This is a genomic window from Maritalea mobilis, assembly GCF_019800885.1.
Lineage (GTDB): Bacteria > Pseudomonadota > Alphaproteobacteria > Rhodobacterales > Rhodobacteraceae > Roseibacterium > Roseibacterium beibuensis.
On record NZ_JAHVKE010000002.1, the window covers coordinates 40,768 to 53,519 of the forward strand.

General features: G+C 68.2%; 6 protein-coding genes. 3 read left to right on the forward strand and 3 right to left on the reverse strand.

Annotated elements, in window-relative coordinates:
• The first annotated feature begins 175 nt into the window (after positions 1-175).
• Positions 176-1,198 (forward strand): asparaginase, encoded by a 1,023-nt coding sequence (locus tag KUV65_RS09000; RefSeq protein ID WP_222189789.1) that lies wholly within the window; start codon positions 176-178, stop codon positions 1,196-1,198.
• Here KUV65_RS09000 and KUV65_RS09005 read toward each other — a convergent pair.
• A complete protein-coding gene (locus KUV65_RS09005) occupies positions 1,195-3,348 on the reverse strand; it encodes an ATP-binding protein (RefSeq protein ID WP_222189791.1) in 2,154 nt (717 codons plus the stop codon). The genes KUV65_RS09000 and KUV65_RS09005 overlap by 4 nt on opposite strands.
• A 168-nt stretch (positions 3,349-3,516) precedes the next feature.
• Between KUV65_RS09005 and KUV65_RS09010 the strand changes: the two genes are divergently transcribed.
• Both KUV65_RS09010 and pbpC read left to right on the forward strand, forming a co-directional pair.
• Positions 3,517-8,946, forward strand: a complete 5,430-nt coding sequence (locus tag KUV65_RS09010) for an alpha-2-macroglobulin family protein (RefSeq protein ID WP_222189793.1) — start codon at positions 3,517-3,519, stop codon at positions 8,944-8,946.
• Positions 8,943-10,994 carry a penicillin-binding protein 1C gene (gene pbpC / locus KUV65_RS09015; protein WP_222189795.1) on the forward strand — a complete coding sequence of 684 codons (2,052 nt, stop codon included), beginning with the start codon at positions 8,943-8,945 and terminating at the stop codon, positions 10,992-10,994. The genes KUV65_RS09010 and pbpC overlap by 4 nt, the downstream gene beginning before the upstream one ends.
• A gap of 12 nt (positions 10,995-11,006) precedes the next feature.
• Here the strand turns inward: pbpC and KUV65_RS09020 are convergent, their stop codons facing one another.
• Positions 11,007-12,182, reverse strand: a complete 1,176-nt coding sequence (locus KUV65_RS09020; RefSeq protein ID WP_222189797.1) for an acetyl-CoA C-acyltransferase family protein — start codon at positions 12,180-12,182, stop codon at positions 11,007-11,009.
• Positions 12,183-12,266: 84 nt separating this feature from the next.
• Entirely contained in the window at positions 12,267-12,716 is a 450-nt protein-coding gene (locus KUV65_RS09025) for a MarR family winged helix-turn-helix transcriptional regulator (protein ID WP_261331720.1), read from the reverse strand.
• Between the last annotated feature and the right edge of the window lie 36 nt (positions 12,717-12,752).

Below are 12,752 nucleotides of genomic sequence, written 5' to 3' on the forward strand. Positions count from 1 at the left end.
CGAGAGCCTCCAGCCCCTTCTCTGCCTCTGGCGCGCGCAAGGTTTTTGGTTCAGGACTAACCCGGTCACGCGCCTTATCCACAGGATGAACATAGGGGATTGCGCGGATTTGAGAAAGACCCGGCGGCGGAAATTCGCCGTTCTGTGAACGCCAGCTGACAAGAGGGACACGCGCATGATGGAACGAGCCAATACGGACGCCGCGGAACTGGTGGAAATCTGGCGCGGGCCGTTCCACGAAGGCACCCATCGCGGCCATGTCGCGATCTGGCATCACGACACCGGGTTGGTGGCCAGTTGGGGCGATGCAGAGGCCGTGATCCTGCCGCGCAGCGCCTGCAAGATGATCCAGGCCTTGCCGCTGCTCGAAAGCGGTGCGGCGCGCGAGGCGGGCCTGAGCGAACGGCAGCTTGCTCTGGCCTGCGCCTCGCACCAGGGGGCGGCGGTGCATCGCGGCATGGTCGAAGACTGGCTGGGCGATCTGGGGTTGGGCGAGGGCGCGCTGCGCTGCGGCTGCCAGTGGCCCAACGACATCGAAGAACGCGACCGCCTGATTCGCGCCCATGACGGGCCGAACCAGATGCACAACAACTGCTCGGGCAAGCATTCCGGCTTTCTGACAGTGGCCAAGCATCTGAAGGCCGGGCCGGAATACCTTGAGATCGACCACCCCGTTCAGGTCGCCGTGCGCACCGCCTTCGAAGAGGTGACGGGCGAGGACAGTCCCGGTTACGGCATCGACGGGTGCTCGGCCCCGAATTTCGCGACGCGGCTCAAGGCCTTTGCCAAGGCGCTTGCGGCCTATGCGGCGGCGGGCGCGGGCGGCGGGGTGCGCGACGAGGCGATGGTGACTCTGCGCACGGCGATGGCCGCCCACCCCGAACTGGTCGCGGGCGAAGGGCGCGCCTGTACCCGGCTGATGCAGGCGATGGGCGGGCGTGCCACCATCAAGACCGGGGCCGAGGCGGTCTTTGCCGCCATCATCCCCGAGCGGCGCATGGGCGTCGCGGTCAAGATCGAGGATGGCGGCACACGCGCCTCGGAGGCCGTGATCACGCAAATCCTGATCGCGATGGGCGTACTGGACCCCGAACACCCCGAGGCCGTGGCCTTTGCGCACGGGCCGATCCGCAACTGGCGGGGCATCGAAACCGGCTTCATCAAGGTCAGTGACGATCTTGCGCGCTGGCGGCCCTAGGGCGGCGTGACCGGGGTGCAGCCCGGCGGCAGGTGCGCGGCGATGTTGGACAGCAGCACCTCTTTCCTGAGCGGCTTGGTCATGTAGCCGTCGAGACCGCTGGCAAGGATGCGCTGGCGGTCTTCGTCGAGGGCATGGGCCGTCATGGCGATGATCGGGACGGGCCGGGCGCCCCGGCTTGCCTCGATCTCGCGAATGCGCCTGGTTGCCTCGGTCCCGTCCATGCCGGGCATGGAGATGTCGGTGAGAATCAGGTCAGGCGGGTCCGATTGATACGCGGCCACAAGCGCGGCCCCGTCATTCACCATCGTCAGGTCCAGATCGCAGGTTTTCAGCAGGGCGCGCAGGACCATCTGGTTGGTCTTGTTATCCTCGGCCGCAAGCACGCGGAGGCGGCGGTTTGGCACTGGTGCTTGGATCGAAGTCTCGGGCGAAGGGGCCATCGTGAGCATGGCCGCGAGATCGCCCAATGAGATCGACGCCTCGAGCGGGGTCAGCCAGTCAGGCAGAGCGGGCGTGGGTCCGGTCACGAGGCACGCGGTCAGGCCCGACATGCCCGCCGCTTGCAGGGCAGCCCGTGTTTTGGGCGGATCGCCGGGCGGCTGCGTCCAGATGAATGCCGATGCACCGGCGCATTCGTCAGCGGGCGGCAGGGATGACACGTGGTGCATGTCGGCCCTGAGCCGCGCCAGCTTTGCGCCGATTGCATGCGCAACCTCTCCACCGTCGCCGACGAGGTAGACGGGGCCGGTTCCGTCGGGCAGAGGCGGCACCGGGTCGCCGACCGCCTTGGGGTCGACATCGAAACTGATGCGGAACCCGAAGGCAGAGCCTTGGCAAAGGGTCGAGTCCAGCCACATCTCGCCCCCCATCATCTTCACCAGCCGGTAAGAGATCGCGAGGCCAAGGCCCGTGCCGTCATGGCGGCGGTTGGCCTGATCCTCGACCTGGTTGAATTCTCCGAACACGTGCTTCTGCATGTCGGGCGCGATGCCGATGCCGGTATCCTCGACCACCACGCGCAGGGTCAGATGACTGGGGCTGGTTCCGGCGGGCGGTGGCGGGTCGCCCACGACGCGCACGATCACATGCCCGGCCTCGGTGAACTTCACCGCGTTACCGATCAGGTTCGTCAGCACCTGCCGCACGCGCCCGCGATCCCCGATGATGCGGTCGGGCAGGAACAGGTCATAGTCGAGCCGAAGATCCAGATCGCGCCCCGCGATCGTGGGGCGCAGCAGGCGGAAGATCTCGTAGATCATCGCGGGCAGGTCGAAGGCGTCACGATGCAGCACCATCTTGCCCGCCTCGATCTTCGAGTAGTCGAGAATGTCGTTGATGATCACGAGAAGCGCCTCGCCGGAATTGCGAATCGTCTCGGCGTAAAGCGCCTGCTCCTCGGTCAGACCGGTTTCGCGCAGCATCTCGGCCATCGAGACGACGCCGTTCATCGGTGTCCGGATTTCGTGGCTCATATTGGCGAGGAAGGCCGATTTCGCGCGGCTGGCGGCAAGGGCGGCATCGCGCGCCTCGCGCAGGGCCTGCTCGCGTTCAATGGTGCGCGTGATGTCGAGGCCAAGGCAAACCGTGTCGCCCTGCGGCGTGCGCTTGTCGATCAGGCGGATGAAGGTGCCGTTGAAAAGCCGGATATCCTCTTGCGGAATCGGGGCGCTTTCCCACCGCGCCAGCATCCGGTCGATCCAGTCATCCGGCCCCTCGCCCTGCAAATCAACGATCCCCTCATCGGTCGCGATGCGCAGGATCGCCTCGTAGGAGGCGCCGGGCGCGACATCGGTCATCCCGTCGAACGGGGCCAGCCATGCCGGGTTGGCAATGACGAGCCGGCAATCGGCGTCGAAAATGGCGAATCCATCCTCGGCGGCGGTCAGGGCATCCCACAGCCGCCGCTCGGCCAGAACGGCGCGGTCAGTGGCGATATCAAGCGCGGCAGCGGCCTCTTCGCTTTGGCCGCGCAAGGCGGCGTTTTCCTCGCGCTGCTCGATGATCTGGTGAGACAGGGCGTGCGCGTGTTCGGCCAGCTTGCGGTTGGCGGAATACAGTTCCTCGGACCGCAGGGCGAGCAGGCGCTCGGCCTGAAGGCGCGCCCGGCGTTCCTGCGCGAGCCTGTCATCAATGCCGCCAAACCCCATCGCTCTTCCGTCAGTCGCCCCTGCACGCGCGGGCAGCATGGCGCGGACAGGCTGAAGAATCGGTTAAGGGGTAAGGATGTCCTGACCCTGACCGGGCGAATCGTGGACTCGGGGATCACCGCTATGGCACGCTGAGCCTTATTTGATTGCGTTTCCCGCGAGGATCATATGCGAGCCCTTGTTGCCCTGCTGTTTGGTGCGGGGCTGATCGCGCCGCTTTCCGCCACCGCCCAAGAGGTCGTTCCCGACCGCTACCTGTCGATTGCGCGCGACGTGGATCTGCCCGGAAACGACCTTCGCCCGCTGTTCGACACGACGCTGGAGGCCTGTTCAGCCGCCTGCCGCGCCGACCCCGATTGCGTCGCCTTCACCTTCAACAGCCGCAACGACAGCTGCTTTCCGAAATCCGCCGCAGGCGATAGCGAAGACTATAGCGGTGCGTTCTCGGGGGTATTCCGTCCCACAGATGCGGGCGTTTTGGCGCGGTTGGAGGACCGGATCGGGCAGCTTAGCTTCCTGCGGGAAAGCGATTTCGAGCTTGCCCGCGAGCAGGCGCTGGACATGGCGCGGGCGCATTACGGCGGGGCGTTTCCGGCCAGCGATTGGCGCGACGTGTCGCAGCGTGAGGAGGCGGATGGCAACCTTGTCGGCGCGATGCGCCTGATGGGGGCCGGGATCACGCGCGGGGATCTTGCCGCCGACTGGACCGATTACGCGCGGCTTCTTCTGGCCATCGAAACGGAGGATCGCGGCCGCCAGCGGGAATACCGCCGCGCGGCCCTGCGCGCCGCCACCAATGCCGCGCTGCGGGCTGCACCGGGCGAGGACCTGGCCCGCGCCGCGACGATTCTTGCGCAATCGCTGGAAGAGCAAGGTCGCGGGCGCGACGCCATCCCGGCCCTGCGCCTTGCCATCGCCGAGGCCCCCACCCCCGCGCGGGAAGAGGCGCTGGACCGGGTCCTTGGGCTTTACGGGTTTCGCGTCACCGACACCCGGGTCGAGGCCGAGGCCGAGTTTCCGCGCATCTGCGCCATCTTCTCGGAACCGCTGGCACCGGGCGGCGTGCTGTTTGACGATTTCCTGCAAACGACCGAGGACGGATTGGCCGTCGAGGCCGAGGACCGGCAATTCTGCATCACCGGGGTCAGCCACGGCTCGCGCTATGAATTCACCCTGCGCGCGGACCTTCCCGCCGCGTCGGGCGAGGTTCTGCGCGCGCCGGTGACCTTGCGCCAATACGTGCGCGACCGGCAGCCGAGCGTCCGTTTCGCGGGCCGCGCCTATATCCTGCCGGCCAGCGCGGGGGGCACCATTCCACTGGTCGCGGTGAATACCGATCTTGTCGACCTGCGACTTTACCACGTGTCCGACCGCAACATCCTGCGCACCTTGCAGACCCAGTATTTCGGGCGTCCGCTGGCCGATTGGGAACTGACCCGTTTCGCCGAGGAGATCGGGGAAGAGATCTGGCAAGGCGAGGCCGAGGTCGCGATGGAACAGAACCGCTCGGTCACCACGCGCCTGCCCATCGGGGAGGTGCTGGACGGGCGCGAACCGGGTCTTTACGCGCTGGAGGCCTCTGTCGGCGGAGCGGGGACGCGCTCGGACAGCGCGACGCAGTGGTTCCTTGTCAGCGACCTTGGCGTCACCACCTTGCTCGGGGCCGACGGGGTGCATGTGATCGTGCGATCGCTGGAAACGGCAGGCCCACGCGCGGGCGTGTCCGTCTCGCTGGTGTCGGCCTCGAACCGGTTGCTGGGCGAGGTCACGACCGATGCCGATGGTTATGCGCATTTCGACGCCGGGCTGGCCCGCGGAGAGGCGGGCGCAGCACCGGCCATGGTCAGCCTGCGCGACGGGGAAAGCGACTTCGCCTTCCTCAGTCTGCGCGAGGCCGAGTTCGACCTGAGTGACCGCGGCGTCGAGGGGCGCGAACCCGCCGGCGCGATCGACCTTTTCCTGACGACCGAGCGTGGCGCTTACCGCGCGGGCGAGACGATCCATGCGACCGCGCTGGCGCGCGACGGCCGGGCCGGGGCAGTGACGGACCTGCCGCTGACCGCGATCCTGAACCGGGCGGATGGCGTGGAATATGCCCGCCAGTTGATCGAAGAGGTCGGCGGCGGGGGCTATGTCTTCGATTTCGATCTGGGCGCGGACGTGCCGCGCGGGACGTGGCGCCTATCCGTGCATGCCGACCCTGATGATGCGCCGCTCTCCTCCACCAGCCTGCTGGTCGAGGATTTCCTGCCCGAACGGATCGACGTCGCCCTCGGCATGGACGAGGGGCCATTCACCCCGGGCGACCGGCCGCGCCTGTCCGTGCAGGCCGATTACCTGTTCGGCGCGCCCGCCAGCGACCTCGAGGTCACGGGTCGCGCCGCCCTGCGCCCCACCCGCCGCACCGAGGACTTTCCCGGCCACCTCTTCGGGCGTCATGACGACCAGCCCAATGCCGAATTCCCGACGCTCTCCACCACCACGACGGGCGATGACGGATCGGCGGCGTTGCGCGTCCCGATCCCTGCCCTGTCAGGTGCCCCGCAGCCCTCGCGCCTGACGGTCACTGCCCAAGTTGCCGAAGCCTCCGGGCGTCCGGTCGAACGGAGCCTGACACGCGTGGTCCTGCCCGACACGGCGATGATCGGGATCCGGCCGCTATTCGACTCGACCCTGCCCGAGGAGGCCGAAGCCGAGTTCGACCTGATCGCGGTCGGCGCCGACGCCCTGCCCGTCCGCTGGGTCCTGAACCGGGTCGAGCGGCGCTACCAATGGTATCGCCAGAACGGCAACTGGACGTGGGAGCCGATCACCACGCGCAGCCGGATCGCGACGGGCGAAACCACGCTTGGCGACACGCCCGAGCGCCTGGCCCTGCCCGTCGATTGGGGCAGCTACGAGTTGCGCGTGGAAAGCGATGCCAGCGGCTATGCCGTCACGTCGGTTGGCTTCGACGCCGGCTGGTACGGGGCCGAGGGGGCCACCGACACGCCCGATGTCCTCGAGGTATCGCTCGATGCCGAAAGCTACAGCGCGGGCGACACCGCGACGCTGCGCATCGTGCCACGGCAGGGCGGCGTGGCGCTGGTGCAGGTCATGTCGAACCGACTGATCGACATGCAGATCGTCGAACTGGGCGACGACCCGACCGAGGTGACCTTGCCCGTGACCGAGGACTGGGGGGCCGGGGCCTATGTCACCGCCTCTCTGATCCGGCCCATCGGCGCGGTCTCTGGCCCGGTGCCGACGCGCGCCATGGGTCTGGTCCATGCCGCTGTCGATCCCGGCGCACGCGCCCTGGACGTCACGCTGGAGACGCCCGAAGAGGCCCGCCCACGCCAGCCGCTGGAGGTCGCGCTGCGCGTCGATGGCGCGGTCGAGGGCGAAACCGTCCATGCCACCATCGCGGCGGTCGACCTGGGGATCCTGAACCTGACCGGCTTCGACAGCCCCGATCCGCAAGGCCACTATTTCGGCCAGCGGCGGTTGGGTATGGAGATCCGCGACGTCTATGGCCGCCTGATCGACAGCCGCGACGGGGCCGAGGGGCGCATCCGGCAAGGTGGTGACGCGGGCGCCGGGATGCGGATGCAAGCCCCGCCACCCACGCAGAAGTTGGTGGCTGAGTTTTCCGGCCCGCTGACGGTGGGCGCGGATGGTCTTGCGCGCGCCAGCTTCGACATGCCCGCCTTCAACGGCACCGTCCGGCTGATGGCCGTCGCGTGGTCCGAGACGGGCGTGGGGCAGGCCGAGGCGGAGGTCATCCTGCGTGACCCGGTGGTGGTGCAGGCCAGCCTGCCGCGATTCCTCGCCCCCGGGGACAGCGCGCGGATGCTGCTGGAACTGGCCCATGCCGAGGGCGCGACGGGCGAGATGCAACTGGCCATCGAGACGGATGGCGGCGTGCGCATCGGCGAGGTGCCGGGTGCAGTGACCTTGGGTGAGGGCGAAACGCAGCGCGTTTCCCTTCCGATCGAAGCCACCGGAGCCACCGGCGTTCAGGAGATCCGCGTCGCGCTGACCACGCCGGATGGTATCGAATTGATGCAAGAGCTGATGCTGCCCGTGCAGGTGAACGACCCGGAGGTCGCGGAAACCAGCCGCGTCACCCTTTCGCCCGGCCAGAGCTTCCTTCTGGATGCCGCCGCCTTCACCGGTTTCCGCGAAGGCGTGGGGCGGGTGACGGTTGCGGCAGGTCCGCTGGCACGGTTCGACGCGGCGGGCCTTCTGACCATGCTGGACCGCTATCCCTATGGCTGTACCGAGCAGGTGACGAGCGGGGCACTGCCACTTCTCTACCTGTCCTCGGTCGCCGAGGCGTTGGACCTTGGCACGGCCGAAAACCTCGGGCTGCGGATCGCCGATGCCATCGGGCGGGTTCTGACCAACCAGTCGGCGAATGGCGGGTTCGGATTGTGGCGCGCCGGGTCGGGTGACCTGTGGCTCGATGCCTATGTCACCGATTTCCTCAGCCGCGCGCGGGCGCAGGGGCACCGCGTTCCGGCGCAGGCGTTTCAATCGGCGCTCGACAACCTTGCCAACCAGGTCGCCGCCCATCCCGATTTCGAGGAGGGCGGGCAGGGCCTGGCCTATGCGCTGATGGTTCTGGCGCGCGAGGGGCAGGCCAGCATGGGCGACTTGCGTTACTATGCCGACGTGAAGGCCGACAGTTTCGCCACGCCGCTGGCCTTGGGTCAGTTGGGGGCGGCGCTGGCGATGTATGGCGACCAGCCGCGCGCCGATGCGATGTTCCGCGCGGGCTATGCCCTGTTGCAGGACCTTGAGCGCGAGGGCGAAGGCCAGGTCTGGCGCGCCGATTACGGCAGCGACCGGCGCGATGCGGCGGGCCTGCTGGCGCTGGCGGCGGCGGCCGGGTCCGAAGCGGTGCCGTTCCCTGCCCTGTCGGAGTCGCTGGCCACCGTAAACCGGCCCGTTTCAACGCAAGAGGCGGTGTGGAGCCTGCTGGCCGCGCATGCGCTGATCGACGACCCGAGCGCCGGTGGCCTGCGCATCGACGGCGAGGTGGTGAACGGCCCGCTGGTCGAGGTGATGCAGGCTGGCGATGCCGCCCGCACCCTCGAAAACGCGGGCGACCGCGACGAGGTTCTGACCATCACGCGCTTCGGCGTGCCCGAGGGCGCGACCGAGGCCTTCGGCAACGGGTTCCGCATCAGCCGCAGCTACCTCACGCTGGAGGGTCAGCCGGTTGACCCGGCGCAGGTCGCGCAAGGCACCCGCATGGTCGCGGTCCTGACGGTGACGCCAACCAGCGGCACCCGTGAAGGCCGCTTGATCGTGAACGATCCGCTGCCGGCGGGGTTCGAGATCGACAACCCGAACCTTCTGCAATCGGGCGACCTTGCGGCGGTGCAGGGGCTGGACCTGTTCCTTGGGACCGAGATGGCGGAGTTCCGGCAGGACCGCTTCCTTGCCGCCGTCGACAGGCGCGGCGATGCCGGGCAGTTCCGCCTGGCCTATATCGTGCGCGCGGTCACCCCCGGTGACTTCCACCACCCCGCGGCCAGCGTCGAGGACATGTACCGCCCGCAATACCGCGCGCAGACCGCCTCGGGCCGGGTCGTGATCGCAAGCGAATGATCAAACGGGTCATCACCACGCTTCTGGTCGCGCTGCTACTGGCGGCGGGTGCGGGCGCGTGGTGGCTGGATCGTTGGATCGACGCCACCGAGATCCCGCCACTGGTGCTGGAAACCGGGGGCGAGGTGCTGGACCGCGACAACCGCCTGCTGCGCGCCTACACGGTCGAGGACGGGCGCTGGCGCCTGCCGGTCAGCTATGGCGCGGTGGACCGCGATTTCGTCGAGATGCTGGTCGCCTACGAAGATCGCCGGTTCTGGAGCCATTCCGGCGTCGATCTGCGGGCCTTTGGCCGCGCGGCGTGGCAGGCCGTGACCTCGGGGCGGATCGTGTCAGGGGGATCGACCCTGACCATGCAGGTGGCGCGCCTGTTGGAGGACTCAGGCACTGGGGCGCTGGACGGCAAGATCCGGCAGATCCGTCTGGCCTTGGCGTTGGAGCGGGTTTTGTCGAAGGAAGAGATCCTGACGCTCTATTTCCACCTCGCCCCCTATGGCGGGAATATCGAGGGGATCCGCGCCGCGACGCTGACATGGTTCGGGGTGGAACCCAACCGTCTGACCGCCGCGCAATCGGCGCTGCTTGTGGCCCTGCCGCAAGCGCCCGCGTCCCGACGCCCCGACCGCTTCCCCGAGAATGCCCGCATCGCGCGCGACCGGGTGCTGGACCGCGCCGTGCGCTTTACCTCGCTGACCGAAGCCGAGATCGCCTGGGCGCGTGAAGAAGCCATCCCGACCGAACGCCGCCCCTTTCCCGCCTTCGCCGCGCACCTGGCCGACCGCGCCGTCGCCGAGCGGCCCACGCAAGGCACCCATCGCCTGACCCTCGATGCCGGGCTACAGGCCCGGATGGAGGACCTCGCCCTGCGGGCCATCGAGGGGCGCGGCCCGCGTATAAGCGCGGCGATCATGGTGATGGACCACCGAACCGGGGCGCTGTTGGCCTCGGTCGGGTCACCCGACTACACGGATGTGACGCGCGAAGGCTTCGTCGACATGACAACCGCCGTGCGCTCGCCCGGATCGACGTTGAAGCCGCTGATCTACGGGCTGGCCTTCGACGAGGGGCTGCTGCATCCCGAAAGCCTGATCTCGGATCGGCCCATCGATTTCGGCGGCTACGCGCCCCGGAATTTCGACAACGCGTTCCGGGGCGAGGTCTCGGCCGCCGAGGCGCTGCAATTGTCGTTGAACATCCCTGCCGTGACCCTCCTGCACGAGATCGGGCCAGCGCAGATGCTGGCCGCCATGCGCCGCGCCGGGATGGAGATCGAATTGCCCGTGGGAGAGCAGCCGGGCCTGGCCATCGCCCTGGGGGGGATCGGCACGCGGATGGAAGACCTGATGCGCCTTTACGCGGCCATCGCGCGCGGCGGGGTCGAGGTGCCCTGGCACTGGCGGCAGGGCGATACGGCCACCGAGGGGCAGCGCGTGATCGGCCCTGTCGCGTCGTGGTATCTCGGCGACGTGCTGGGCGATGTCCCGCCCCCGGCGAGCGCCCCGCGCAACGGCCTGGCCTTCAAGACCGGCACCAGCTACGGGCATCGCGACGCCTGGGCCTTCGGGTTCGACGGGCGGCACGTGGTGGGGATCTGGATGGGGCGGGCCGATGGCGCCTCGGTTCCCGGGGCGTTCGGCGCGGACCTTTCGGCACCGCTTCTGTTCGAGGCCTTCGCGCGGATCGACGGCGATCTGGCCCCGCGCGCCGGTGCGCCCGAGGGGGCATTGACCCTTTCGCACGGGCAGCTTCCGGCGCCGTTGCGCCGGTTCACACCCGCCCATGACGCCGTCCCCGAGGCAGACGGCCCCGAGATCGCCTTTCCCCCGGAGGGCGCCGTTTTGGCCTGGCAACCCGACCTGCCCGTCACCGCGCGCGTGGCCGACGGGACGCCCCCCTTTACATGGCTGTGGAATGGCGCACCCGTCGCGTCGGGCCTGCATGACCGCGAGTTCGCCCTCGACCGGCCCGGCCTGGGCTTTGGCGAATTGATGGTGATCGACGCGGAGGGCCGCGCCGGACGCCGCGCGATCGAGATCGCGGCGCCCTAGTCCCGATCAGGCTCAGATACGCTCGATGGCGAGCGCGATACCCTGCCCGCCGCCGATGCACATGGTGATCAGCGCCTTGGAGCCACCGATACGCTCCAACTCGTAAAGCGCCTTGACGGTGATGATCGCGCCCGTCGCACCCACAGGGTGCCCCAGCGCGATGGCCCCGCCATTCGGGTTCACCTTGGCGGGGTCGAGGCCGAGGCCCTTGTTCACCGCCAGCGCCTGTGCGGCGAAGGCCTCGTTCGACTCGATCACGTCGAAATCGGTGATGGAAAGGCCCGTCCTGGCCAGCAGGTTCTCGACCGCGGGAACCGGGCCGATCCCCATGACCTCGGGGCGCACCCCGGCATGGGCATAGCCGATCACGCGGGCGCGCGGCGTCAGGCCCGCCTTTTCCGCCGCATCCGCGCGGGCCAGAACCAGCGCCGCCGCGCCGTCATTGATGCCCGAGGCATTGCCCGCCGTCACCGTGCCGTCCTTCTGGAAGACGGTACGCAGACCGGCCAGCGCCTCGGCGGTCGTGGCCTTGGGGTGTTCATCCGTGTCGAAAGGCACGAGGTCGCGCTTCACCTTCACCTCGACCGGCACGATCTGGTCCTTGAAGCGGGCTTCGGCGATGGCCTTTGCGGCGCGCTTCTGGCTTTCGAGGGCAAAGGCGTCCTGCGCTTCTCGGGTGATAGCGTGTTCCTTGGCGACATTCTCGGCGGTCACGCCCATGTGGCCGGTGCCGAAGGGGCAGTTCAACGCGCCCAGCATCATGTCTTTCGCGCCCACATCGCCCATTTTCTGGCCCCAGCGGGCATCGGGCATGATGTAGGGGGCGCGGCTCATGCTTTCGGCGCCACCGGCAAGGCCGAACGCGGCATCGCCCATGGCCAGCGACTGGATGACCGAGACGATGGCCTGCGCGCCCGACCCGCATAGACGGTTCACGTTCATCGCGGGCGTCGTGTCGGGGATACCCGCCTGCATCGCGGCGACACGGCTGAGATACATGTCGCGCGGCTCGGTGTTGATGACATGGCCGAAGGTGACGTGGCCAATCTGGCCGCCCTCGACGCCCGCACGCTCCAGCGCGGCCTTCGTGGCGACCGTGCCCAGGTCGATCGGCGCAACGCCCGCAAGCGAGCCGCCAAAGGTGCCGATGGCCGTCCGCGCACCGGATAGAATGACGATATCGTCCATGAGATCCCTCCCCCGTCTCAGGTAAGTCACGTTGGCTCTGGTTAAGCCAAAGGGGAAGGCGAGGGTAAAGAGCGACGTTGCGTTTTACGCGGCGTCGCCCTCGTCGGGATCATGCTCCATCAAGCGTTCCAACCCGGCGAGGAATGCGTCGGCATCAGGGCCGAGACGCGACTTCAGCTCGCGTTCAAACGCGTGCGCCTGCTGCGCAAGGGCGTGGAAGATGGATTTGCCTTCGCCGGTCAGCTCCAGCTCGACCAGGCGGCGGTCGGACTGACTGACCGTCTTGGTGACAAGACCGGCGGCCTCAAGCCGGGCCGCTGCGCGCGAGACCTTGGACTTGTCCATATCGACGCGCCGGTGGATCTCGCGGACGGAGACCGATGCTTCCTCGTTGAGATGCGCGAGCACCCGCCACTCGGACCGGCTCAGCCCGTATTTGGACCGGCAGCTATCAGCGTATTCACGGCTGACCCGACCAGCCAGAACGGCAAGGCGATAGGGAAGGAAATCGTCGAGGCGAAACGACAGGGACATGGCAAGTGACTACTCTTTGCGAACTGTAACTGTCTT

Excerpts from the sequence above, each read along its gene's own strand:
- KUV65_RS09000 (WP_222189789.1), top strand. The coding sequence starts at position 176 with ATGATGGAACGAGCCAATACGGACGCCGCGGAACTGGTGGAAATCTGG.
- KUV65_RS09005 (WP_222189791.1), bottom strand. The coding sequence starts at position 3,348 with ATGGGGTTTGGCGGCATTGATGACAGGCTCGCGCAGGAACGCCGGGCG.
- KUV65_RS09010 (WP_222189793.1), top strand. The coding sequence starts at position 3,517 with ATGCGAGCCCTTGTTGCCCTGCTGTTTGGTGCGGGGCTGATCGCGCCG.
- pbpC (WP_222189795.1), top strand. The coding sequence starts at position 8,943 with ATGATCAAACGGGTCATCACCACGCTTCTGGTCGCGCTGCTACTGGCG.
- KUV65_RS09020 (WP_222189797.1), bottom strand. The coding sequence starts at position 12,182 with ATGGACGATATCGTCATTCTATCCGGTGCGCGGACGGCCATCGGCACC.
- KUV65_RS09025 (WP_261331720.1), bottom strand. The coding sequence starts at position 12,716 with ATGTCCCTGTCGTTTCGCCTCGACGATTTCCTTCCCTATCGCCTTGCC.